The following is a 26017-nucleotide window of genomic DNA, read 5'->3' as shown; positions in this document are numbered from 1 at the left end:
GTACTCCGTTTAGGAAGGTATTATTGTTTTTGTTACGGTGTGTTTTTTATACAGTTCATTTACAGTTATGGGCCACATAGTGTACAAAGTCAAGTTAACTAATTTTTAACAAATAAATGAAGCTGGCTTTGATTTAATCAAACCGTGAATTCGTGTTAAAATACAGGTTCTTTAATTTTAATTAGCAACGAGTATCAAACGTGTCACATAGCCAGCTGTTAGAGCCTATTCATGACTTTTTATTGTGCAAAACACCGACTCAGTGGGTAGATAAAGCAATCAAAAAAGAAAATCTGTCAGTTATTTTAATAGATCACTTAATTTGTGAGTTAAAAGCAGCTCAGTCAGCAATGTTTTTAATTCGTAAGTATGCAGTAGATAAAGAAAGCGGTGATGCACTTTTAGCCTGGCTTAAACCATTCGAAACACTTATTTATAAACGTGAAGGTAACTGGCGTGATTTAGCAGCAAAAAACAAGCTCACTAAATCAATCATTCCCAAGTCTAACTCTCCTTACGGGCAAGACTTAATTGATAAAATGGTGTTGCTCATAAAAGAAGAGTTACATCACTTTTACCAAGTTTTAGAAATAATGGATGAGTATGGTGTAGAGTACCAAAGTATTACACCATGTCGTTACGCTAAAGGGATGTTACGAAATGTTAAAACATTCGAGCCAAATGCACTTGTCGACAAATTAATTGTAGGTGCTTACATTGAGGCACGCTCGTGTGAGCGTTTTGCAAAGTTGGCGCCCCATGTAGATAAACGCCTAGGTGATTTTTATATTTCGCTACTGCGCTCAGAGGCACGTCATTATCAAGATTATCTAGCCTTGGCGCAAGAAATTGCCGATTTTGATATTTCGAAAAGGGTTAAGGAATTTGGTGAAATTGAAGCTGAACTTATTGTATCAGCAGATGAAGACTTCAAATTTCATAGTGGTACTCCAGCATAATCCCCCCAGTGCTTTATTTTTTGCATAACTGATGAGATAAAGCACTAAAAATTAGACCAAACTTAAATCGCCTTCTACTATATATAGTAAATAGTTACATACAAATTTATGAACTATATCTATTAAATTTAGTTGTATATTTTTTATATAGGCGGTGTAGGATGTCCGATAACAACAGTCTGTTTGTATTTGATGAGGAGCTTGAAGAAGACAGCTCAACAATAAAAAAAATAAAAGTGCTCACTGTTGAGGACGATATAAATTATCAGCAGGCTTTAACCAACAGCTTAAAAGAAATGAGACCAGAGGATAATTGTGAAATAGAAGTTCTCACAGCTAACTCGGTTTCACAAGCAGCTTTAGTGCTCAGTTTACATCCAGATATAGCGCTCACTTTTATAGATGTTGTAATGGAAGATGATGACTCAGGTCTCAGGCTTGTAAGTACTATAAGAGAGGTGATTGGTAACGCAGACATGCGTATTGTTTTACTTACAGGTCAACCAGGCTTTGCTCCCGAACAGCAAATAATGAAAACGCTTGATATAGACGAGTATTGGAATAAATCAGACGTCTCTGCTGAAAAATTACAATCTATTGTTACAAGCAACTTACGCACCTGGAAATACATTTCACAAATATCTTCAGCCAGAAAAGGTCTTCAACTTGTTTTAGATGCTTCAAGAAGTATAAACAGCAAACACGATATGGGATCTTTCTCTAAAGCTGTTTTAGAAGAAATCAGTAATATTTTAAACGTCACTGAGGGAGGTGGGATTATGTGCTCTACTCAAAGTGATGGCGAAATTATCAGAGCGCATATTTCGACAGCTAATGGTTGTTTTGATGGGTTTGAAGGAAAGCTTATTGACGATAGGGTTTTGCTTCCACAAATCTACAGTGATTTTGAGCGAGCTTTAGATGAAAAAAGGCATATTTTTTCTGAGCACCACACGGTATTTTATTTTTGTAACAAAGAAATAGCTGGGGAAAGCTATATAACGATTGTTCAGTCGGACAATGAAATATCTGAACAAAATGAATATTTATTAAAAGTATTCAGTGAAAATGTAAGCACAGGCTTTAGTAATATAGCACTGCTTAACAAGCTTACTGAACTTGCATATACCGATGTGTCGTTAAACATGCACAATCGTAACTGGCTCACTCGTGAAATAAAAAATATGAACCTGCACGAGCAGTACCAAACACGTTTGTTAGTTTTTGAAGTTGAGCAATTTGAAGAAAAAGCTTTTTCGTTTGGTCACGATTTTTGTCAAAAGCTATTAAAAGAAGTTTATAAAAATTTAATGACTATTTTTGATGGTTATTCAGCGCGTATTGCCATTATTAATAACAGCAGCTTTGGATTACTTATAAACGCAAACTTCGATATAACTGACGAAATGATAGCTAGCCTAAAAAGGCAAAAATGTATAATTACCTCGGTAAAACAATATGCTGATTTGAGAATTCTTGATTTAGCGCTAAGTTCTGTTTTAAATATTGTACCCGAAAAAATAATAAGCATTGCTGAATCTAGTTTAAGTGATAGCCAAACCGCATCTTTAAAATATATAAAGCATACCCAAGAAAAAACAGAAGCATTAACTAACCGATATAGTTTAATGGCCCGATTAAGAAGAGTAATTGGTGCTGGTACTTTACAAGTAGCCTTACAGCCGAAAATGGACTTAGCAACGTTAACCCCTGTGGGCTTTGAGGCATTGGCTCGTTGGCAATTAGAAGACGGTAGTTTTGTAAGTCCAGAAGTATTTATTGAACTTGCTGAAACAGCTGGTTTAATTAGTGAATTAGACAGCGTTATTTTCGATAAGATAATTTCGACCATTCATAAGTTAAGTGATATAGGCGTAAATCTGCCTATTGCTTTTAATGCATCTGCCTTTGATTTGGTTGACCCTGATTACTGCAAAAAAATCCTTCATAAGTTAAAAGATGCCAATATACTTCCAGAAATGCTTGAGCTAGAGATTACTGAGACCCAAGCGATCAGTAATTACGACTTAATTAGAGAGTCGTTAGATGAATTTATGGCGCTGGGTATTAAAGTAAGTATTGATGATTTTGGAACTGGTTATTCATCTATTTCACACATAACTGAGATACCTGCAAATATTTTAAAAATAGACAGATGCTTTTTAACTGATATTGAGCGCAATGCTAATAACCAATACATCCTAGAAATGATTGTAAACTTAGCCAGACGATTTAATTTTTCTATTATTGTTGAGGGTGTAGAAACACTAGAGCAGTGTGAATGGGTTAAAAAAATAGGCTGTGATGTGGCCCAAGGTTATTACTTTTCAAAACCACTGTTTTTTGACGATTTAACAACATGGTTAAAGCAATATGGAAAAGTTTGATCATAGACTTTCTGTTAGTTTAAATAATAAACAGCTATATATTAAAGCATTGTTTATTATGGTTGCTGCTGGCGTTATTAGTTTTTTAGTATATTGGCAAATTTACCAATCAAGGCTTGCGCTTGTTCAAGATTATCAAGACGACAAACTATCTCTAGTGCAGACAGAGTTTGTAAAAGAGCTAAGTAGTATAAAAAAACTAACACAAGTTTTAGCAGACAACAAAAACCTAAAAAGGGGCAATAAGCTCAGGTATATGTTTAGAGACCGAGAATCCATACGAAGCATAAATGATTACTTCGTTAATTTTGGGTTATTATCGCCTATCATTTCGCAAATTCGGTGGATTGATATTGTAGGAAACGAACGCTTTAGGGTCGACTTTAAAGGTGGAGAAGCTAAAGTAATTGAGCAAAGTGAATTACAAAACAAAATATCGCGCTATTATTTTAGGCAAGGTATATCGATAGAGGCACCTGATTCGTTTTTATCAAGAATTGATTTAAATATGGAGTATGGTTCAATAGTTGAGCCCTACGAACCCACCATTAGAGTTACTTATCGAACCAGCTCAAGCGAATTTATAGTTGATGGCCTCATTATAATTAATTTTAACTTATCTGACTTTTTTCAGAAAATTAGAAATTACTCTTCTGAAAACGCTCAAATTAATATTGTAAACAAAGATGGGTATTGGATTTTTAACAATGATAAGTCTAAAGAGTGGGGGTTTATGCTTGGATTGCCAGAGCTAACAATTGCTAATTATAACCCATCACTCTGGGAGTCTATGCAAAACCAACAAGAAAATACAGTAAGATATTTTGATTCAAACATTTATTCGTTAGACAAGCTGCCCGCACTTTTTTCAAAAAGGCATAATGAAACCCTTAATGAAGTCATTTATATTTACATCAAAAGTAAAGATAAGTTGATGAATAAAATACACTTTACGGCGCTAGGTTATGCTGGTATTGGCGGTATTATTCTTTTATTCATTGGTGGCTTTATTTTATATAGAGAATATTGCTATACAAAAACGCTAAAAGATTTATTTGACCAGTTACGCGCTGAAAAGTTGGAGCTGGATTCTGTCAATAATCAACTTTCAAACACCATTAGGCAGCAGCAACTTTTGCAGGATAGCTTTGTTGAAGCGCAAAAATTATCTTCATTAGGCATGCTTGTTGCGGGTGTAGCTCATGAGATGAATACGCCTATTGGCGGTGCTATTATTTCTGTTACTAACGCAGAGTCGGTGGTGAGCCGCCTCAATGAAGGTATAAAAACTGGCTTAACAAAGTCTCTACTAGAGAACAGCGTATCAAGCTTAGATGATAATTTAGGCTTAGCCAGGGTAAACCTAGATAAAGCTGCTGTACTTGTAAAAAGCTTTAAAAAAATGGCTATTGATAGAAACAATGAAGAATTTATTGAATGTAATGTTGAAACAATAATAAAAGAGTTGTTGATTACGCTGAACTCTCGATTAAAAACTTCAAAGGTTAAAATTAAAACCTTGTTTAATGATAGCTGCACGCTTAAAAGTCGCCCTGGGATTATTTCACAGGTTATTGAAAACCTTATAATGAATGCGCTTAACCACGCTTTTGAAGAGAATCAATCTGGAGAGATTGAAATTAAGGTTGAGGAAAGTGATAAGGGAGATGTAAATATTATAGTATCAGACAGCGGATGCGGGATTAATCAGCAGCAGCAATCTGTTATTTTTGAGCCCTTTCATACATCAGCGCGCGGTAAAGGGAACATAGGGCTTGGGCTTTATATGGTTTCTCAATGGGTCACTAAAATTTTAAAAGGGCAATTGGTTTTAGAGTCTGATCCTCAATGGGAGGATAAATTTAAAACTCGATTTACAATTACGTTGCCTAAAAATTAAGTGAGTACCCACATTCAATTTTTAACGTATTATTTAAATGCTATATAGGGCCTTAAAGGGACTACACTTATGGATTGAGGCTCTAAAAATGGCTTTATATAGCTCATTTAAATGGTGTGTTTATTAGCCTTTGTTCTTGAGGTGTTACAATTAAGTAGGAGCCTTGTTCGTACCAGTCACCTAAAACAGTGCGTGTAAGCGTTTGTCCATTTAGTGAGTATGTATGAATATTTGGTCGGTGCGTATGACCATGGATCATATTAACAACTTTGTGCCTCTTAAATGTCGAAAGGACAGCATCATCAACAACGTCTAAAATTTCTATCGGTTTATCTGCTTGGCTAAGCTTACTTTTTTCACGGGCATTGCGAGCTATTTTTTTTCGGTACCATAATGGCATGGCAAGCATTAATTTTGGCCACCACCAACCGCGGCTTTTTTTACGAAATTTTTGATACTCAATATCCTGGGTACACATTTCATCCCCATGTAAAATAACAGTGGGTGTGCCGTAAAGGTCTATAACAGTTTGCTCATCTAACAGTGTCATACCTGCTAAATTTGCATAGTGTTCTCGCAGGATAAAGTCGCGATTACCATGAATAAAATAGACGGGAATACCTGAATCACTTATTGCTTTAAGCTTTGTAGCTACACTGCGCGCAAGTTCAGTGACGTAGTCATCACCTACCCATACTTCAAAAAAGTCACCTAAGATGTAAAGCGCATCAACGTCTTGATTCAAAATGTTAGATTCTAAAAACTTAAAAAAAGCAGCGCTAATATCAGGTCTGTTTTCAGTTAAATGTAAATCAGCAATAAAATACGTTTTTTGAGTCATAGGGATATCTTTTCGATAAAAATAAAGCGGGCGCATGCATGTTGCAATGACACCCGCTGATACTCCACGTTATGTGGGTAAGCGAACTATTAGTTAACAGTAACGCTTTCGATGATCACGTCTTCAAGAGGAACATCTTGGTGAAAACCATTGCTACCAGTAGCTACACCTTTAATTTTTTCTACAATGTCCATGCCTTCAACTACTTCAGCAAACACACAGTAACCCCAGCCTTGAGACGTTTCGCTGCTGTGGTTTAAAAAATCATTGTTGTTAACATTAATAAAAAACTGTGCTGTAGCAGAGTGTGGATCTGGTGTGCGTGCCATAGCTAAAGTACCTACTTTATTAGACAGGCCGTTGTTAGCTTCGTTTTGAATTGGATCGTTAACGTCTTTTTGCTCCATACCTGAAACAAAGCCACCACCTTGAACCATAAAGCCATCAATTACACGGTGAAAAATTGTACCGTTGTAAAAACCTGCGTTTGCATACTCTAAAAAGTTTTTTACTGTGTTTGGAGCTTCTTGCTCAAACATTTTAATGGTGATGTCACCAAAGTTTGTGTGTAGAACAACCATGTGCTTTCCTATATCTGGTTTAAATAGTCGCACTATTTTATCTTAGTTAGCTAAGATTAACAAAGCGCTAGAGCCCATGCTTTTCAAGTGGTAACATACATTTTCTTGATAATAGTGAAGGACACCAACTAAATGGTACAAATATACAACACACTCACGCGACAAAAAGAACAATTTAAACCTATGGTCGATGGTAAAATCGACATGTATGTGTGTGGTATCACCATTTACGATTACTGTCATATCGGTCATGCGCGTACATTTGTTGGCTTTGACGTCATTGTTCGCTACCTTCGCCATATTGGTTACAATTTAAAATATGTGCGTAATATTACCGACGTTGACGACAAAATTATTAAACGTGCAAATGAAAATAAAGAGTCAATAAACGATTTAACACTGCGCATGACCAAAGCCATGCATGAAGATTTTGATAGCCTAAACATGTTACGCCCGGATGTAGAACCAACAGTGACAGGGCACATGGGTGAAATTATTGAAATGGTTGAGCGTTTAATAGCTAAAGGGCATGCTTATGTAGCAGCTGATGGTGACGTGTTATTTGATGTTTCAACGTTTGAGCAATACGGCGCGCTTTCTCAGCAAGATTTAACCATGCTTCAGTTAGGGTCACGTGTTGAAGTGGCACAAGATAAAGACGACCCACTGGACTTTGTTTTATGGAAAAAAGCCAAAGCCGGCGAGCCTTCATGGTCATCTCCATGGGGAGAAGGGCGCCCAGGTTGGCACATTGAATGTTCAGCTATGAGCTCAAAGCATTTAGGTGAACATTTTGATATTCATGGTGGGGGTTCTGATTTACAGTTTCCGCACCATGAAAATGAAATTGCGCAGTCATGCTGTGCCAATAATGGTGAGTATGTAAATACGTGGATCCACACCGGCATGGTACAAGTAAATAAAGAAAAAATGTCTAAATCGTTAGATAATTTTTTTACTGTTCGCGATGTGCTAAAAGAGTACGACCCTGAGTCGGTTCGTTACTTTTTAATATCAGGTCATTACCGCAGCCAACTTAATTACTCGCAAGAAAACTTAGACCAAGCGCGTTCATCGCTTGAGCGTATTTATACTGCTTTACGTGACGTTAAACCTATCGAGTGTGAGCTTGAGAGTAACGAGTTCGTTATTAAATTTAGAAAAGCAATGGATGATGATTTTAATACTCCAGAGGCTTTACCTGTTTTATTTGAGCTGGCAAAAGAGCTAAACCGCGTAAAAGAAAGCGATGCAATACAGGCGGGTCAACTTGCGTTTATATTACGTACTATTGGCGAAGTATTAGGCGTTGCACAACAAGCGCCTGAGGCTTTTTTACAAGGCGGGCAAGATGATAATGAAGTTGCAACGATTGAAGCGTTAATTGTTAAACGTAATGATGCTCGTGCTAGTAAAAATTGGGCTGCGGCTGATGAAGCCCGTGATGCACTTAATGCTTTAGGTGTAATACTTGAAGATTCAGCCGGTAAGACAACGTGGCGTAAGGCTTAAAATTACTCGCTTGTAATAAAAAAGGGTTGCCGAATGGCAACCCTTTTTTATTTGAATTATATTCAGCTATGATATTTTTCACATGCTTCTAATGTATTTTCAATTAAGCTGGCCACGGTCATTGGGCCAACCCCGCCAGGAACAGGAGTAATAAAGTGAGCTTTTTGCTCTGCAATGCTGTATTCAACGTCGCCTACTAGTTTACCTGTATCTAAACGGTTTATACCTACATCTATAACAATGGCACCTTCTTTTACCCAATCTCCAGGGATAAATTCAGGTTTGCCCACAGCTACAACCAGCAGGTCTGCGCGTCGCACATGGGTTTCTAAATCTTGTGTAAACTTATGGCACACAGTAGTCGTACAACCGGCCAGTAATAGCTCTAACGACATAGGGCGGCCCACAATATTTGATGCGCCAACCACAACCGCATGCATGCCTTTATAACGAACACCGGTAGAATCGAGTAAAGTAATAATCCCTTTTGGCGTACAAGGACGAAGCGCAGGCATACGCTGTGCTAAACGACCTATATTGTAAGGGTGAAAGCCATCAACGTCTTTGTGTGGTGTAATGCGTTCTAAAATTTTCTCTGCATCGAGTCCATCAGGTAAAGGTAACTGCACCAAAATGCCATCTACTTCTGCATCATTATTTAGCTCATCAATTAAACTTAAAAGAGCATCTTCTTTTGTGTCTGCAGGTAAATCAAATGATTTTGAAATAAAACCAACTTCTTCACAGGCTTTACGCTTTGAACCAACATAAACTTGGCTTGCTGGATCAAGTCCGACAAGGACTACTGCAAGTCCGGGGGCGCGTAATCCTTTAGAAACGCGTTCGCTTACGCGTTGTGCAACTGTACTACGTACTTGTTTTGCGATTGCTTTACCATCAATGATGTTTGCCGTCATGGTTGACCTTTAATTGGGGTTAATTAACTAGATACCGATACTTTAAAAATGAACGCATAATAAAAAGGGGCATATGCTTATAAAGAGAATAATAACTTTATTTTTTCATTTAATATTACCTAAGCTATTTTCGCAGAAAAGCATTGCAGCGCCAAGTTGCTTTTCATCTATATAGTACTAGAGTAATTAAATAGTTTAAATTTCAGTCTTCTATTATAATATTTAGCCATTGTGGGCTAAAAATGACCACTTGATTTGTTTTCTTAAAAAAACGTTTGACCTAACCCCGTCAAATCACTATTATGCACCCCGTTGTCAACGAGGTCACTCGTAGAGAATAGTAAGTAACGGCGATTAGCGCAGTTTGGTAGCGCACTTGGTTTGGGTCCAAGGGGTCGCAGGTTCAAATCCTGCATCGCCGACCATTTTTTTATAATTTAATTATAATCGAATAGCTTATTGGTAAACTATGAAGTTTTCGATGCGCCCATAGCTCAGCTGGATAGAGCAACGCCCTTCTAAGGCGTCGGTCGAAGGTTCGAATCCTTCTGGGTGCGCCATTTGAAAACATGTAAATATAGCGGTGATTGTAGCTCAGTTGGTAGAGCCCCGGATTGTGATTCCGGTTGTCGTGGGTTCGAGCCCCATCAGTCACCCCATTTACAAGAATATCGGCGATTAGCGCAGTTTGGTAGCGCACTTGGTTTGGGTCCAAGGGGTCGCAGGTTCAAATCCTGCATCGCCGACCACTTTCTCAAGGTGGTTTTAAACGATCTGTTTAATTGTTCAGTATGAAAAAAGAAGCTTAGCCTTCAATGTCGGCGATTAGCGCAGTTTGGTAGCGCACTTGGTTTGGGTCCAAGGGGTCGCAGGTTCAAATCCTGCATCGCCGACCATTTTCTTATTTATAACTCCTCTGTATTTTTTTATTCTATTTTTATATTGCTATAAATAAAACTCACTTAAACCTCTGAAAACAACGGTTAGCCTGTTTTTTACTCGGTTAGGTGCTGTAGTACCCAATCTATCCCAAATAATTGCCCCCCATACTCGACTATCATAAATATTAGGTTATAATGCCGCGTCTATTGTTTAACATAGTGCCCTAAGGGCAAAGCAGCAATGGTATCTCATGCTAGCGACGGATGCTTTTAAGTGTGAAAAATCGCTTAAACGTTATCAAGACTCATGCAGATCACTTTGTTTGTAAGGAAGGCGAACAGTCGCCAAAATTGAATATTGAGGTAAATCATGCAAGTTTCTGTTGAGACGACCCAAGGCCTTGAGCGCCGTATAACTATCACCGTTCCTGCAGAGAACGTTGAGACCGAAGTAAAAAAACGCCTACAACAACTGTCAAAAACACAGCGTATAGATGGTTTCCGTGCTGGTAAGGTACCTGTATCTGTAATTAACAAGCGTTTTGGCGCTGCAGTTCGTCAAGAAGTTGCTGGCGAAGTAATGCAACGTAACTACATTGAAGCAATCGTTGCTGAAAAAATTAACCCTGCTGGCGCGCCTTCATTCGCTCCTAAATCACTTGAAGCAGGTAAAGACTTAGAATTCTCAGCTACATTTGAAGTTTACCCTGAAGTTGAAGTTCAAGGTTTAGACAAAATTGCTGTTGAAAAACCAGCGGTAACAGTAACTGAGGAAGACTTAGCAAACATGCTAGAAACTCTTCGTAAGCAACACGCAGAGTGGGCTGAAGTTGATACAGCTGCCGGCGAAAGTGACCGTGTAACAGTTGATTTCGTAGGTACTATCGACGGTGAAGTATTTGAAGGCGGTAAAGCTGATGACTTCCCATTAGAGCTTGGTCAAGGTCGTATGATCCCAGGTTTTGAAGATAACATCGTTGGTAAAAAAGCAGGCGAAGAAGTTGTTGCAGATGTAACATTCCCTGAAGATTACCATGCTGAAAACCTTAAAGGTAAAGCAGCTCAATTCACTATCACAGTGAAAAAAGTAGAAGCGCAAGAGCTTCCTGAATTAAGCGAAGAGTTTGCAACTAAATTCGGTGTTACCGAAGGCGGCGTAGACGCGCTTAAAGAAGAAGTTAAAAAGAACATGACGCGTGAACTTGACCAAGCGGTTAAAGCTAACGTTAAAGACCAAGCAATCAAAGGTCTTTTAGAAAACAACGAAATTGAAGTGCCAAAAGCACTTGTTGATCAAGAAGTTGACGCACTACGTCAGCAAGCAGCTCAACGTTTTGGCGGCGACGCTAAAAACATGCCTGAGCTTCCAGCTGAATTGTTCCATGAGCAAGCTGTAACACGCGTTAAGACTGGTCTTTTATTAGGCGAAGTAATCAAAGCTAACGACATTAAAGTTGATGATGCTAAAGTTGAAGCATTAATTGCAACAGTGGCTTCTGCATACGAAGATCCAACTGAAGTAGTAGAATACTACAAAGCAAATGATCAACTTATGCAACAAATGCGTAATGTTGCAATGGAAGAGCAAGCTGTTGAAGCTATTTTAGCTAAAGCAAATGTTTCAGACGTTGAAAAAGCATTTGATGACATCATGAATCCGCAGCAAGGTGCTTAATAAGTCATTGACTTAAGCTCTCGCTAACGATTAAATGGCTCGTGTTACACTGTTTAAACAGCGTGCCCGGGCCATTTTTAGTTTTTGGCTCTTAATTTGCGAAAAACGATAACTATGCTTCCTTATAATAAGGATAAGTATAAGCGCATAAGGAATTAAATAAGTATGAATACTGGTATTACAGATCCCCTAAATGCATTGGTCCCTATGGTTGTTGAGCAAACACCAAAAGGTGAGCGCTCGTATGATATTTATTCGCGACTTTTAAAAGAGCGTATTATTTTTTTAACAGGCCAAGTTGAAGACAACATGGCAAACCTAATTTTAGCGCAAATGCTATTTTTAGAATCAGAGAACCCTGATAAAGATATTTTCTTATACATAAATTCACCGGGTGGCTCAGTAACTGCTGGTATGGCAATTTACGACACAATGAACTTTATCAAACCTGATGTGAGTACTATTTGTGTAGGACAAGCAGCGAGCATGGGGGCATTTTTGCTTACCGCTGGTGCTAAAGGTAAACGTTTTTGCTTACCTAACTCACGTGTAATGATCCACCAACCTTTAGGTGGTTTCCAAGGTCAGGCGTCTGACTTTGAAATACATGCCAAAGAAATACTATCTATTAAAGATAAACTAAATCGCTTAATGGCAGAACACACGGGTCAGCCGTTAGATGTGATTTCAAAAGATACTGATCGTGACAACTTCATGAGCGCTTCAGAAGCTGTAGAGTACGGCTTAGTTGACTCAGTATTTGCAAATCGCGATAAAAAGTAAGCGCTTGGTGAGCAGGGGACCTGTTAATCACTTTTAGTTACTATGCGAAAAACAATAAATTTTGTTATAGTTAAGCGTATTGAAATAGCCACCATAAATTTTGGTGGCCAACGTAATAAGATGAGGTAGCTGAATGTCTGACACTCCTACAGACGGCGACAAAAGTAATAAATTGTTATACTGCTCTTTTTGTGGCAAGAGCCAGCACGAAGTACGCAAATTAATTGCAGGCCCTTCAGTATACGTTTGTGATGAATGTGTAGAGTTGTGTAACGATATTATCAGGGAAGAGATCAAAGATATTGCTCCTAAGCATGACTCGTCTGATAAACTACCTGTTCCAAAAGAAATTCGAAAACACCTAGACGACTACGTTATCGGCCAAGACCATGCGAAAAAAGTATTGTCTGTTGCTGTTTACAACCATTACAAACGTCTTCGTAATCAATCAACCAAGCAAGATATTGAGCTTAGCAAAAGTAATATTTTGCTAATAGGTCCGACTGGTAGTGGTAAAACATTACTAGCAGAGACGCTGGCTCGTTTACTTGACGTACCGTTTACAATGGCTGATGCAACGACACTTACCGAAGCCGGTTACGTGGGCGAGGATGTAGAAAATATCATCCAAAAACTATTGCAAAAATGCGACTACGATGTGGAAAAAGCACAGCGTGGCATTGTATACATTGATGAAATAGACAAAATTTCTCGCAAATCAGATAACCCATCAATCACGCGCGATGTGTCGGGTGAAGGTGTGCAACAAGCATTACTTAAGCTGATTGAGGGCACGATTGCTTCTGTGCCTCCTCAAGGTGGACGCAAACACCCACAGCAAGAATTTTTACAAGTAGATACGTCTAAGATCTTGTTTATTTGTGGTGGTGCGTTTTCAGGGCTTGATAAAGTCATTGAGCAACGTAGCCATAAAAATACTGGCATTGGTTTTGGCGTTAGTGTTAAAGAGTCTGCAGAAACGCGTTCTTTAAGCGAGACGTTTAAAGACGTAGAGCCTGAAGACTTAGTGAAATACGGTTTAATACCTGAATTTATTGGCCGTTTACCTGTAGTTGCTACACTCACAGAGTTAGATGAAGCTGCACTCGTACAGATTCTAAGTGAGCCTAAAAACGCGATTACTAAACAGTTCTCAGTGTTGTTTGGTATGGAAGATGTAGAGCTTGAGTTCCGTGATGATGCTTTATCTGCTATCGCTCACAAAGCGATGGTTCGTAAAACCGGTGCACGTGGTCTTCGCTCTATCGTAGAAGGTATTTTACTAGATACCATGTACGAACTTCCATCTATGGATGATGTCAGCAAAGTAGTTATTGACGAAACGGTAATTAAAGGTGAGTCTGATCCAATCTTGATATATGAAAATAATAATCAAGATAAAGCAGCATCTGAATAGTTTTTAAGCTATTTGCATTAAAAAGGAGCCTAGGGCTCCTTTTTTTATAATTAATTTAAACGAGTCGGGGAAAATTGTTGAACTTTAATGTGGTTATCCCCATATACTTGAGTAATCTTTTAAATAAATGAAGTGCGAAGAGAAATATAATGACGCTTGAGAGAACCGACCAAGTCGAAATCCCAGTGCTAGCACTGCGCGATGTTGTGGTGTACCCACACATGGTGATCCCGCTTTTTGTAGGCCGTGAAAAATCAATAAAATGCCTTGAAGCGGCAATGGATAAAGACAAACAAATTTTCTTGGTTGCACAAAAAGATGCAACTGTAGACGAACCAGAGCAAGATGATATTTATCGCATTGGTACTATTGCAACTGTACTTCAATTATTAAAACTCCCTGACGGGACAGTAAAAGTATTGGTAGAAGGCACACAGCGCGCTGAAATCAAAGACTTTGTTGATAACGACGAGTTTTTTGTTGCCGATGCTCAATTTATTGAATCAGATTTAATTGATGAACAAGAGCAAGATGTATTTATTCGAAGCGCAATTAGCCAATTTGAAGGCTATGTAAAGCTCAATAAAAAAATTCCACCAGAAGTGCTCACTTCGGTATCAGGTATTGATGAACCAGCGCGACTTGCAGACACAATGGCTGCGCATATGCCTTTAAAAGTACCTGAAAAACAAAAAGTGCTAGAAATTTCAAGCGTGACAGAGCGTTTAGAATACCTAATGGCCCTAATGGAAGGTGAAATCGACTTATTGCAGGTTGAGAAGAAGATCCGTACCCGCGTTAAAAAGCAGATGGAAAAATCTCAGCGCGAGTATTACCTCAACGAGCAAATGAAAGCCATTCAAAAAGAGCTTGGTGAACTTGATGATGTTCCTGATGAGTTTGAAGCGCTCAAAAAGCGTATTGAAGAATCGGGCATGTCATCAGAAGCACAAGAAAAAGCCACGACAGAACTTAATAAACTTAAGATGATGTCGCCAATGTCCGCTGAGGCAACGGTTGTACGTTCTTACATCGATACATTAATTAACGTGCCATGGAAAAAACGTTCAAAAGTTAAAAAAGATTTAGCTGGTGCACAAAAAATATTAGACAGTGAGCATCATGGCCTTGATAAAGTAAAAGAACGTATTTTAGAGTACCTAGCGGTACAACAGCGTACTAACAAGCTTAAAGGGCCAATTTTGTGCCTTGTAGGACCTCCAGGTGTCGGTAAAACATCACTTGGTCAGTCGATTGCCCGTTCTACTGGCCGTAAGTATATTCGTATGGCGTTAGGCGGTGTTCGTGATGAAGCCGAAATCCGAGGCCATCGTCGAACGTATATTGGTTCTATGCCTGGTAAGCTAATTCAAAACATGACAAAAGTAGGGGTCAAAAACCCACTATTTTTATTAGATGAAATCGACAAAATGTCTTCAGATATGCGCGGCGACCCAGCTTCAGCATTGTTAGAAGTACTGGACCCTGAGCAAAACAGCCATTTTGCCGATCATTATCTTGAAGTAGATTTTGATTTATCGGATGTTATGTTTGTCGCTACTTCGAATAGTTTTAACATCCCTGGTCCTCTTTTAGACCGTATGGAAGTTATTCGTTTGTCAGGATACACAGAAGACGAAAAGCTTAATATTGCAAAAGAGCACCTGATCACTAAGCAAGTAAAGCGTAATGGCTTAAAAGACAACGAGATTGAAATAGACGATAGTGCAATTATCGGCATTATTCGCTATTACACACGTGAAGCGGGTGTGCGTAATCTAGAGCGAGAAATTTCTAAGTTGTGCCGCAAAGCTGTTAAAAATATTCTGATTGAAAAAGACACTAAAACGGTGACTATTAATCAAGATAATTTAGAAGAGTACTTAGGCGTTCAACGTTTTGACTATGGTAAAGCAGAAGATGGTGATCGAATTGGTCAAGTTACAGGTCTTGCATGGACTGAGGTTGGTGGTGATTTACTGACAATCGAATGTGCAGCCGTGCCAGGAAAAGGTAAATTGACTTACACCGGTTCACTTGGCGATGTAATGCAAGAGTCGATTCAAGCAGCAATGACCGTTGTGCGTAATCGTGCTGATACTTTTCGGATTAACAGTGATTTTTATGAAAAGCGTGACATTCATGTTCACGTTCCTGAAGGTGCAACACCAAAAGATGGCCCAAGTGCTGGTGCAGCCATGGTAACTGGTCTGGTGTCGAGCTTAACAGGTAACCCAGTTAAAGCTGATGTTGCTATGACTGGCGAAATAACGCTTCGTGGTGAAGTTCTGCCTATTGGTGGCTTAAAAGAGAAGTTACTAGCTGCGCACCGTGGTGGAATAAAAACCGTTATTATTCCAAAAATTAACGAACGTGACTTAAAAGAGATCCCAGATAACGTACTGGCAGGTCTTGATATTCACCCAGTGACATGGATTGATGAGGTGTTAAAACTTGCTTTGGTACATCCTGTTGAGAGTTTTTCAGTCGAAACAGAGAAAAAGCAGTAAAAAACGTAAAAAAAGTGCTTTTTAGGGCTTTTCAAATCTAAACGGTATGATAAGTTAAGCACTGGTTTTCAAGCCTAGGCCTTATGTGGCCTAGGCTCAAGAAAAATATAATCATGTGAGCATTACAAGTTTGCTCTAAAATTTTCAAAAAAGTGATGTTAGTTTAAAAAACCATCGCTCTTGATAATAACAATGAAAGAGGATGATATTGTGAATAAATCTCAATTAATCGATCAAATCGCAGCTGATGCTGACATTTCTAAAGCGGCTGCAGGTCGTGCACTTGATTCATTCATCGAATCTGTATCTGGCGCGCTTAAAGATGGCGACTCAGTTGCACTTGTTGGTTTTGGTACTTTCTCAGTACGTGAACGTGCTGCACGAGCTGGCCGTAATCCACAAACTGGTGAAACTATTCAAATCGCTGCTGCAAACATTCCAGCTTTCAAAGCCGGTAAAGCGCTTAAAGACGCAGTAAACTAATCAATAGTTTAAACAGATTAGTTATGGCGAAAGTAAAGTTACTTAATCAGCCTAACAGTTGAGTTGAGTAACTTTACCGCTAGTTACTTCAAGTGAAAAAGCGTATCTGGTAAGATACGCTTTTTTTACATGTGACAAGGTATTGAGCCTTGATCAAAAAGAGATAAACAAATGCTTGAGAAAATCAGAGAAGGTTCGCAAGGACCTGTAGCCAAAATAATTTTAGGCGCGGTGATTTTATCTTTTGCTTTAGCAGGGATCGGTAGTTACCTAGGTCAAACCACGGAACAACCTGTTGCTGAAGTAAACGGAGTTAAAATTAGCCAAACGGAATTTAACCGCGCGTACCAAAACGAACGTAATCGTTTAGAGCAACAATTTGGTGAGTACTTTACACAAATTGCTGCAGATCCAAATTATATGGCACAAATTCGTCAAGGTGTAATTGACCGCTTAGTACAACAAGAATTGCAATCACAGTTAGCGGCAGAATTAGGCCTTCGCGTGAGCGATGATACAGTTCGTAAAACAATTTTAGAATTGCCTTACTTCCAACTTGGCGATAAATTTAATAACGATCGTTATTTACAAGTAATTCGTCAAATGAACTTCCAACCAGATACTTTTCGTGAATACCTTCGCGAAGACATGACACGCAGTCAGTTAGTATCAGCAGTTGCAGGCACAGACTTTGCGCTTGAAAGCGAGCTTAAAAGTGCTATTGCTCTTCAACAACAAACTCGTAGCATTGATTACTTAGTAATTAATAAAGAGTCACTTGCAGATAATGTTGAAGTATCAGAGCAAGAAGTTTCAGATTACTATGACCTAAATGCATCGCAGTTTTTATCACCAGAACTTATCTCGGTGAACTATGTCGAGTTGAAAGCTGAAAATATAGTTGTTGGTTCAGTGACTGAAGAAGATGTGAAAGCGTCTTATGAGCAAAATAAGGCGCAATATGTTGAGCCTGAAAAACGTCGTGTGTCTCACATATTAATAGATAATAGTGAAGACGATGATGCAGCTAAAGCTAAAGTCGATGCGCTTTATGCTGAGCTTCAACAAGGTGCAGACTTTGCTGAACTCGCAGAGTCTTCATCTGATGATATCGTTAGCGCAGAGATGGGCGGTGACCTTGATTGGATTGAACGTGATGTAATGGATCCTGCATTTGAAGATGCAGCATTTTCACTTGAAGCGAAAGGTGATTTTTCAGAAGTGGTTGCGTCAGAGTTCGGTTATCACATCATTAAACTGACTGATATTCAGCCACAACAAGTTAAACCATTTGATGATGTAAAAGCCGACTTACGTGCTGAATTAGAGCGTGCTGAAAAAATTGATGCGTTTTACGATAAGCAAACCGAAATGGGTGCAATCGCGTTTGAAATTTCAGATCGTTTAGATGATGCAGCAGAAGTTGCTGAACTAGAAGTTCAGTCAACCCCTCTTTTAGCATTGAACGCTTTACCTGAGCCGTTAAATACACCGGCTGTTATTACTGCACTCACATCTGTTGACTTACTTGAAGACAAAGTTAACTCTGAAGTTATTGAGTTGGGCGATGAGCACATTGTTATCGTGCGTATTAACGAGCATCAGCCAGCGTCAACCAAACCTTTAAGTGATGTAAGTGAACAGATTAAAACACGCTTAGTAAATGACAAGACCTCTGAGCTTGCCAAAGATAAAGCGCGTAGTTTGTTTGCTGAAATTCAAGCAGGTAAAAGTTTGAATGATATTGCAACTGAGCAAGGTTTAACGCTTCGTCAAGAGTCACAACTAAATCGTCAAAGTTTTGCTGTCTCGCCAGCGATTGTTACTCAGGCATTTAAAATGGCTCACCCAGCAGACACTGCAGTGGTAGATGTTGTTGACTTAAATAACGGTGATGCAGCGATTGTTGCACTTAACTCAGTGACAGATGCTACAGTAACGGCTGATATTGACCCACAAGCTAAACAAAGCATTACAATGGCTCAAGCAAACAAAAACTATATGGTTTTCATAGAGTCGCTTAAAGCTAAAGCTGAACTTAATTTACCAGTAGTTGAACAAGCTGCTGAATAAGTTAATTTTGGTTATTAAAAAAGGCGCCTCTGAGCGCCTTTTTATTGCTTTAAATTCGGGTGTGCTTATACCACTGCGTCATAATACTAATCATTTTAGGGCGCTAGATAGGCCTTGCAATAAATTCAATACGGTTACCGCTAGGCTCTCTTATCATCATGTGCTGCGCAGGGCCTTTACCTAAATTCTCTGGTGCAAATTCTATAGTAATATTATTTTGCATTTTTAAGTGCTTATGCAGCCTGCTTAACTTTTCAATACTCTCAACACTGAGTGCTAAATGGTGTAGGCCCACATTTTCTGCTCGATTAAACTCTACACGTTTTTCATTATTCTTAATTCGCCACAATGTAATGGTTGTTTTTTTATTAGATAAAAAGTATGCAGGATAAGTTGGATCATTTCCCAGCACTTTAAAACCAAGCACATCAGTAAAAAACGCTTTAGATGAATTTAAATCTGAAACAGTTAAACCTAAATGATCGATTCCGCCAACGCAGTTTTTAACTTTGTTAGAGGGCTCGGCAATAGCAGAGGCTTATAAAATCAGTAGGGGAGTAATACTAAGTAGTGTGTGTTTGAGCATGGAGTGGCCTTGTTAAAAAGTAAAAGTTAATAACAAGACCTTCTAAAATGCACCTAAATAACAAAAAACTGCATTAACAGCTTAATAGACGCTGCGTTATTTTTGACTGAGGGTTATTAAATACATTTTCTGTTAAACCATACTCAACCACCTCGCCTTTATCTAGCACTATGACTTGATCACTAATATGGCGTACTAAACTAAGGTGATGGGTGATCATGACATAAGTTAAACCCGTTTCACGTTGTAACTTGAGTAATAAATTTACTATTTGGGCACGTATAGAAGGGTCTAAAGACGATACGGCTTCATCGAGCACCATCACTTTAGGATCTAAAATAAGCGCTCTGGCAAAAGCCACACGTTGTAATTGGCCAACACTGAACATATGTGGATAGTAATGTTGGTGATCGACTAGCAATCCAACTTTAGAGAGTGTTGTATTTATTTTTTCTGAGCGCTCTTCTTCATTAAAGTCCGTATTGTATTGCAAGCAATCATCAAGCATGTCGCCAATAGTTAAACCTGGGTTTAACGACGCCCCTGAGTCTTGGAAAATCATTCTAATGTGACGACATTGGTTATCACGAATACCGTTATCTTCTATTACATTGCCTTCAAGTAATATTTGCCCAGTGTTTGCGTTATCGGCACCGGCAAGTAACTTAGCTAACGTACTTTTCCCCGAGCCTGTTTCACCAATTACGGCAATGGTTTCACCTTTACCAATACAAAAAGAAATGTTTTTTAGCACTTCAAATTTTTTGCGTTTAAATAAACCCGCTCGCACATCAAATGTTTTAGATAGCGCTTGTACTTTGAGAGTAGGCTGCATTACTTCACCTCCTTTATAAGCGGAAAGTGACAAGCGTAGCTGTGCCCACTGTGTTTAGTGAGAGCAGGTGTAACTACACATTCTTTTTGTGCTTGTGGGCAACGTGGCCCAAGTCGGCAACCAATTGGTAAATGTTGTAAAGTAGGAATAGTACCTTTAAGCGCATAAAACGGTTCTTTATGAGCCAAGCCTTGCTCGTAATCTGGCAAGCTTTTCAAAAGAGCTTGGGTGTATGGATGGCGAGGTTGCTTAAATATTTTATGAGTTGGACCTGCTTCAACCATTTGCCCGCAATATAAAACATGAATCCCATGAGACCAATCAGCAATCTCTTCAAGCTCGTGTGAAATCATTAAAATAGACATATTCTTGAGTTGATTAAGGCTTTTTAATAACCTAAACACTTGCGCACGGGTAGTACTCTCAAGTGCTGTAGTCGGCTCATCAGCAATTAATAGTTTAGGTGTTCGGGCAATTGCCATTGCAATCATTACCTTTTGGCACACACCTTCTGAGAGCTCATGAGGGTAGCTGTCTAGTACCGCTTCATGGTTTTTAATACCAACTTTATGGATAAGTGCTTTAACGCGGTCTTTTCGTTCGCGATTTCGTTTTAAAAAGAATCCCTTGCGAGCGACTTCAGGTAAGGTTTCAGCAATTTGATTAAAAATTTTCGCTGTAGGGTCAAGGCAACGGCTAGGATCTTGATAGATCATTGCAATATCTTTGCTAACTGTTTGTCTGCGTTGCTCCGGAGTTAGGCGCATTAGGTCAACACCACGCCAGTGAATTCTATCAGCGGTTATATTCCAGCGTTCGTTTAATACACCTACTATTGCTTTTGCGATTAGGCTTTTACCTGAGCCTGACTCACCTACAAGCGCATGCACTTCACCTTCTTTTAAGCTAAAGCTGACCCTATCAACTGCTCTTATAACTGTTTCTGAAGTGCGCAGTTCAATGGTTAAATTTCTAACATCTAATAATTGCATTTAATCGGCCTTGCGCTCTTTTAGCACTTGTCTAAGTCCATCGCCTACTAAATTGGTCGATAATACCGCTAAAAATAATAATACGCCTGGTAAGGCAACCGTCCAAGGTGCTAAATAAATTAGGCCAAGGTTTTCTGCCAATATGGCACCCCATTCAGTGGTTGGGGGTTGTGCGCCTAACTTTAAAAAACCCAACGCAGAAATATCTAGTATGGCCGTAGACAGTGCCATAGTAAAAATAACCACTATGTGTTCGTAAATATTAGGAAAAATACCGCGCGATATAATATGCCAATTTGAAGCGCCGTCGAGCTTAAACGCCGTAATGTAATCTTTGCTTAGCTCTTCTACTATTAGGTTTCTAATAGAGTGAATAAACTGCGGTAGTAAGGCTAAAATAATAGCCCATACTGTATTCATCAAGCCCGGGCCTAATACTGCAATAATGATAATAGCCAATAATAAAGACGGTATTGAAAGAGTGATATCAAGTAAGTGGTTCAAAAAGCTTGAACGCATCCCTCGGCTAATGCCAGCAAATGTGCCGACTAATACACCAATTATGGTGGTCAATAATGCAGCGACGACCGATAAACCAAATGTATAGGTTGCGCCGTTCATTAAACGCGACAACACATCACGTCCTAAATCATCAGTGCCTAAAATAAAACGCACATCGCCCATTTCTCGCCACGAAGGTGGAATAAGTAGCGCATCACTGTGCTGCTGGTTTACCCCATAAGGCGCTAAAAATGGTGCGCTGGCAGCGAGTAAGGCAAATGCCAAAAACACCCATAAACCAACGAGGGCAGGGTGGTTGTTTTTAAATTTCCGCCAAAATCGCGCCAGTGGCGATTTATTCGACTCTTCAGAAAATACCTTAAACTTTGCCATGGGCTTGGTTCCGTGAGAGTGGGTCGAATAAACTATAAAGAAGTTCGGTTGTTATAGTGGCTAAAATCACAAATAAGGATACAGCCATTAGGCCTCCCTGAATTGCAGGAAAGTCGCGCTGGTAAATACTGTCTATCAACCAGCGGCCAATACCAGGCCACGAAAAAATAACTTCGGTGATCATAGCAAGTGTTATTAGTGTACTGAATTGCAAACCAATTTTTTTAATTACCGGTAAAAGCGCATTGCGCAGTGCATGATGCATGATTAATTGTCGTCTGTTTAATCCCTTCGCGCGTGCTGTTTTAATAAAATTTTGATCCATTATTTTCAACATTGATTCGCGGGTAAATCTTACAAGCACGGTGGTTGGGTATGTGGCAAGTACAATTGTGGGCAGTGTTAAGTGGTGCAATGCATCTACAAATGCCATTCCTTTATACGGAAAGCCGGCAAGCATGATATCAATGAGCATAAACCCGCTGGCTGCTGGAATTTCATAAAGAAGCCCCATTCTACCCGACATAGGAAACCACCCCAATTTGAGCGAAAAAATCATAATTAGTAATAAAGCTAACCAGAATACAGGCATAGAATAGCCCACAATAGTGGTTGAATTAATAAGCTTATCTGGCCAGCGATTGTAATATGCTGAGCCTATAATACCTGCAGGCACGCCAACAAATATAGACACAATAAGTGCATAGACACTAAGCTCTAACGTCGCTGGTAATAAATCAAGAATATGTGAAAAAACATTGTCGCCAGAGGCAAACGATAATCCCCAATCACCCTGAAAAACTCGCCCTAAAAAGGCGAGGTATTGCATAAAATAATTACTGTTATAAAAGTATTTATCTTCTAATTGCGTATTTTGAGAAAAATTATTACTCGGAACGCCACTTAAATTACTTAATGGATCACCAGGGAATAAGTACGCCAACGAAAATGTAAAAATGCTGAGCATGAGCAACATAAAAAGTAATAAACCAAGGCGGCGTAAAATATAATCGAGGATCATTACTTTTTCCTCGCATTGGCTAACGAAATAGCCCCAAATGGGCCAAGCTCTATGCCGTCTACATCGGCACTGCTTGCTTGAAACCGTAACCCATGAGCAATGGGCAACAAGGGTAATTCATCCATGATAAGCGACTGCACATCTGCGTAGTATTTTTTTCGCATATTTAAGTCTGTCGTATCGAGTGCTTGCGCCAGTAATAGATCAAATTTAGGGTTGCACCAATTGGCTGGGTTTTTGCCACTAAATGTTGCTGAGCAGCTTAATAACGGGCTAAAGAAGTTATCGGGGTCTGGCGTATCTGCTGCCCAGCCGAGGAGCACGCTATCGTGTCTGTGCTCTCCAATTCGCTGAATAAACGTATTCCACTCGTATTCTACAATACTGACGTTAACACCTACTTTGCGTAAGTCACTTTGCATTAATTCAGCCATTTTACGTGCATTGGGGTTATAAATACGACTCACTGGCATGGCCCAAATATTCATATCAAACCCATCAGAAAAGCCGGCTTCAGCGAGTAGCTTTTTAGCAAGGTCAGGGTCAAATGATGGCATACTTGTTTGAGCGTTAAAAGCCCATGAGGTTGGTGGTAACATCGATTCGGCACGTGTTCCATTACCGTAATATACCGCTTGCATTATTTTATCTGTATCAATGGCATGTGCAAGCGCCTTGCGAACTCGAATGTCGTCAAAAGGTGGGCGTTCTGTGTTAAAAGCCCAGTATCCAACATTGAGGTTGGTTTCTTTTTCAATATTAATATCTTCACGCTGAGCTAAAATACTTAATTGTGCGCTACTTGGGTGCGCAGCTAAATCGCACTCTTTAGTTAACAGCTTTGCAATGCGCGCTGTGCCATTAGGAGTAATATCGTAAACAAGTTGTTCAAGGGCAACGTCGTGTTTCCAATAATCGGGGTTACGGTAAAAGCGGACTAAATTATCACGTCGATATTCACGATAAATATAGGGACCAGTGCCTACAGGGTATTGATCAAAAAACTCTTCTTGTTCTGCAGCTTTACGTTTCATTGCATACTCGGCCGATAAAACAACCGCAAAGTCAGTGGCCATGTTAGCTAAAAAACTACTTTCAGCATTAAATAATTCAAATCTAACTTGGTGGTCAGACACGCGAACAATTTTACGAATAAGCTGATCAACGCCTACACTTTGAAAATAAGGGTAACTGGCATCACCCACAAAATGATAAGGGTTGTACACATCAAATAAGCGGCTAAAGGTAAAAATTACGTCATCGGCATTAAAAGTCCGGCTAGGTGTAAAGTACGCGGTGGTATGAAATGGTACGTCTTTTCGAAGAGTAAAGGTGACCGATTTACCATCTTTACTTACTTTCCAATCTGTTGCGAGTTCGCTCTGAAACTCAGCAGTAACCGGATCAATACTTATTAAGCGGTCATAAAGCTGATTGGCAATAATATCAATAGTTGAGCCTGTGGTTGTCACTTGTGGGTTAAACGACACAGGGTTTGCCTCGGCGCAATAGACCAAGCCTTGGTTTTTTTCTTCAATAACGCGTTCTTCACTATCTAAGCAGCCAACTAAAGTGCCTGCTAGTAAAGCAAGTAAAAATTTATGCACACGCATAACCTCTAACTATTGTTGATCCAACAAATTGTATTTTTTTAGATACCCACGTAATTGATGATACGTTAAACCAAGGACTTCTGCAGTTTTCTTTTGATTAAATTGGCTATGCTCAAGCGCTTTGTTAATCATATTTATTTCAAATTCATTTGAGCGTTCTTTTAAGCTACAAGGAAATTGAATATTGGCTTCAACTTTTTGCTCAGAAACGTTTACAGGCGCTACAACAGAAACAGGCTCAGCACTAACATGTTGAGTGGCTATTGGTGCTTTAATACGCGCTTTAGGTCTAAATGGACTTTCGAATGGGTCTAAAATAATCTGGTGAACGGGAATATGTTCACTTCCGTGGCGATATAAGCTACGTTCAACCACATTTTTAAGCTCACGAATATTACCAGGCCAGTTATACGATAAAAGCGTTTCTGTAGCGCTTCGAGTGAACCCGCTGAATAGCTCCCACTCTAAATCGCGTGCCATGTTCATCGCAAATTGCTCTGCAAGCAGCATAATATCGTCTTGACGTTCACGCAGTGGGGGAAGCGTTATTACATCAAATGCTAATCTATCAAGTAAATCACTTCTAAACTCACCTTGTTCAGCAAGGTGTGGTAAGTCTTCATTGGTGGCGCATACTAGGCGAGTATCTACTTTTACAGTTTGCTTGCCGCCAACACGTTCAAACTCACCATACTCTATAACGCGTAAGAGTTTTTCTTGCACCATGGCGGATGTATTTGCTAATTCATCCAAAAATAGTGTACCGCTGTTAGCACGTTCAAAGCGGCCTTCGTGACGTTTACTGGCCCCCGTAAATGCGCCGCTTTCATGACCAAACAATTCACTTTCGAGCAGGTTCTCGTTCAATGCAGCACAATTTAGTTTTACGTAGTTTTGATCCCAACGTTTAGATAAAAAATGCAGGCGGGCAGCTATAAGCTCTTTACCTGTGCCTCGTTCGCCAATAATAAGCACCGGCTTATCTAGATTAGCTAGTTGCGATACTTGATCCAACACAGATAAAAAGCTGTCTGATTGGCCCAGTAAATTGTCTTGTTGGCGATATTGGCTCATATTCCCTAAGTCTTAGTCATTTTTACTAACTGTTAGTGTATTTCATAATTATGAATAACTAAAGTAATTTGTATATTTAGTTT

At 39.3% G+C, this 26017-nt stretch carries 20 protein-coding genes and 5 tRNA genes; 15 read left to right on the top strand and 10 right to left on the bottom strand.

What is annotated here, in order from left to right; all coding sequences use genetic code 11:
• Positions 1–200 precede the first annotated feature (200 nt).
• From miaE to ATS72_RS06680, 3 genes are all read left to right on the top strand, one after another.
• Entirely contained in the window at positions 201–959 is a 759-nt protein-coding gene (gene miaE / locus ATS72_RS06690; protein WP_058429507.1) for a tRNA isopentenyl-2-thiomethyl-A-37 hydroxylase MiaE, read from the top strand.
• Positions 960–1120: 161 nt separating this feature from the next.
• On the top strand, positions 1121–3346 hold the full coding sequence (locus tag ATS72_RS06685; protein WP_058429506.1) for an EAL domain-containing protein: 2226 nt from the start codon (positions 1121–1123) through the stop codon (positions 3344–3346).
• Entirely contained in the window at positions 3333–5246 is a 1914-nt protein-coding gene (locus tag ATS72_RS06680) for a sensor histidine kinase (protein WP_058429505.1), read from the top strand. The genes ATS72_RS06685 and ATS72_RS06680 overlap by 14 nt, the downstream gene beginning before the upstream one ends.
• A gap of 103 nt (positions 5247–5349) precedes the next feature.
• On the opposite strand, the gene ATS72_RS06675 is transcribed toward ATS72_RS06680, so the two are convergent.
• Together ATS72_RS06675 and ATS72_RS06670 are read right to left on the bottom strand one after the other, a co-directional pair.
• Entirely contained in the window at positions 5350–6087 is a 738-nt protein-coding gene (locus ATS72_RS06675; protein ID WP_010557193.1) for a UDP-2,3-diacylglucosamine diphosphatase, read from the bottom strand.
• An 89-nt stretch (positions 6088–6176) separates the two neighbouring features.
• Positions 6177–6668, bottom strand: coding sequence for a peptidylprolyl isomerase (locus ATS72_RS06670; RefSeq protein WP_008128620.1), 492 nt, complete (start codon positions 6666–6668; stop codon positions 6177–6179).
• A gap of 132 nt (positions 6669–6800) precedes the next feature.
• On the opposite strand from ATS72_RS06670, the gene cysS reads away from it, so the two are divergent.
• Positions 6801–8180 (top strand): cysteine--tRNA ligase, encoded by a 1380-nt coding sequence (cysS, locus tag ATS72_RS06665; protein WP_058429504.1) that lies wholly within the window; start codon positions 6801–6803, stop codon positions 8178–8180.
• Between the two features lie 62 nt (positions 8181–8242).
• Here the strand turns inward: cysS and folD are convergent, their stop codons facing one another.
• Entirely contained in the window at positions 8243–9097 is an 855-nt protein-coding gene (gene folD, locus ATS72_RS06660; protein WP_008127813.1) for a bifunctional methylenetetrahydrofolate dehydrogenase/methenyltetrahydrofolate cyclohydrolase FolD, read from the bottom strand.
• A 348-nt stretch (positions 9098–9445) separates the two neighbouring features.
• Between folD and ATS72_RS06655 the strand changes: the two genes are divergently transcribed.
• The 11 genes from ATS72_RS06655 to ATS72_RS06605 all read left to right on the top strand — a co-directional run bounded on the left by ATS72_RS06655 (position 9446) and on the right by ATS72_RS06605 (position 18919).
• A tRNA-Pro gene (locus ATS72_RS06655) sits at positions 9446–9522 on the top strand.
• Between the two features lie 58 nt (positions 9523–9580).
• Positions 9581–9657: transfer RNA gene (locus tag ATS72_RS06650), tRNA-Arg, on the top strand.
• Positions 9658–9680: 23 nt separating this feature from the next.
• Positions 9681–9756, top strand: a tRNA-His gene (locus tag ATS72_RS06645).
• Positions 9757–9769: 13 nt separating this feature from the next.
• Positions 9770–9846: transfer RNA gene (locus tag ATS72_RS06640), tRNA-Pro, on the top strand.
• Between the two features lie 70 nt (positions 9847–9916).
• Positions 9917–9993: transfer RNA gene (locus ATS72_RS06635), tRNA-Pro, on the top strand.
• A 355-nt stretch (positions 9994–10348) separates the two neighbouring features.
• Complete coding sequence (gene tig / locus ATS72_RS06630; RefSeq protein WP_058429503.1) at positions 10349–11653, top strand: trigger factor; 1305 nt, start codon at positions 10349–10351, stop codon at positions 11651–11653.
• Positions 11654–11818: 165 nt separating this feature from the next.
• Positions 11819–12436 carry an ATP-dependent Clp endopeptidase proteolytic subunit ClpP gene (gene clpP, locus ATS72_RS06625; protein WP_008126622.1) on the top strand — a complete coding sequence of 206 codons (618 nt, stop codon included), beginning with the start codon at positions 11819–11821 and terminating at the stop codon, positions 12434–12436.
• A gap of 133 nt (positions 12437–12569) precedes the next feature.
• Positions 12570–13853 carry an ATP-dependent protease ATP-binding subunit ClpX gene (clpX, locus tag ATS72_RS06620; protein ID WP_006794855.1) on the top strand — a complete coding sequence of 428 codons (1284 nt, stop codon included), beginning with the start codon at positions 12570–12572 and terminating at the stop codon, positions 13851–13853.
• A gap of 149 nt (positions 13854–14002) precedes the next feature.
• On the top strand, positions 14003–16363 hold the full coding sequence (gene lon / locus ATS72_RS06615; protein ID WP_008126626.1) for an endopeptidase La: 2361 nt from the start codon (positions 14003–14005) through the stop codon (positions 16361–16363).
• A 210-nt stretch (positions 16364–16573) separates the two neighbouring features.
• Entirely contained in the window at positions 16574–16846 is a 273-nt protein-coding gene (gene hupB, locus ATS72_RS06610) for a nucleoid-associated protein HU-beta (protein WP_008111035.1), read from the top strand.
• 171 nt (positions 16847–17017) lie between these two features.
• Positions 17018–18919: a SurA N-terminal domain-containing protein gene (locus ATS72_RS06605; RefSeq protein ID WP_058429502.1), complete on the top strand. Its 1902-nt coding sequence runs from the start codon at positions 17018–17020 to the stop codon at positions 18917–18919.
• A 103-nt stretch (positions 18920–19022) separates the two neighbouring features.
• Here ATS72_RS06605 and ATS72_RS06600 read toward each other — a convergent pair whose 3' ends face one another.
• The 7 genes from ATS72_RS06600 to pspF form a co-directional block, all read right to left on the bottom strand.
• Complete coding sequence (locus tag ATS72_RS06600) at positions 19023–19448, bottom strand: VOC family protein (protein WP_335682262.1); 426 nt, start codon at positions 19446–19448, stop codon at positions 19023–19025.
• Positions 19449–19578: 130 nt separating this feature from the next.
• On the bottom strand, positions 19579–20340 hold the full coding sequence (locus ATS72_RS06595; RefSeq protein ID WP_058429501.1) for an ATP-binding cassette domain-containing protein: 762 nt from the start codon (positions 20338–20340) through the stop codon (positions 19579–19581).
• Entirely contained in the window at positions 20340–21332 is a 993-nt protein-coding gene (locus ATS72_RS06590) for a peptide ABC transporter ATP-binding protein (RefSeq protein ID WP_058429500.1), read from the bottom strand. The genes ATS72_RS06595 and ATS72_RS06590 overlap by 1 nt, the downstream gene beginning before the upstream one ends.
• Entirely contained in the window at positions 21333–22226 is an 894-nt protein-coding gene (locus tag ATS72_RS06585) for an ABC transporter permease subunit (protein ID WP_006793652.1), read from the bottom strand.
• Positions 22213–23247: an ABC transporter permease gene (locus tag ATS72_RS06580; RefSeq protein WP_008126634.1), complete on the bottom strand. Its 1035-nt coding sequence runs from the start codon at positions 23245–23247 to the stop codon at positions 22213–22215. Before ATS72_RS06580 ends, ATS72_RS06585 begins: the two co-directional genes overlap by 14 nt.
• Positions 23247–24854 carry an ABC transporter substrate-binding protein gene (locus ATS72_RS06575; protein WP_008126635.1) on the bottom strand — a complete coding sequence of 536 codons (1608 nt, stop codon included), beginning with the start codon at positions 24852–24854 and terminating at the stop codon, positions 23247–23249. Before ATS72_RS06575 ends, ATS72_RS06580 begins: the two co-directional genes overlap by 1 nt.
• 15 nt (positions 24855–24869) lie before the next feature.
• Positions 24870–25934, bottom strand: coding sequence for a phage shock protein operon transcriptional activator (gene pspF / locus ATS72_RS06570; RefSeq protein WP_058429499.1), 1065 nt, complete (start codon positions 25932–25934; stop codon positions 24870–24872).
• Positions 25935–26017: the final 83 nt, after the last annotated feature.

Origin of the sequence: Pseudoalteromonas sp. 13-15 (assembly GCF_001468205.2) — a bacterium.
Classification (GTDB): Bacteria; Pseudomonadota; Gammaproteobacteria; order Enterobacterales; family Alteromonadaceae; genus Pseudoalteromonas; species Pseudoalteromonas marina.
This window is presented reverse-complemented; position numbering and strand designations above follow the sequence as displayed.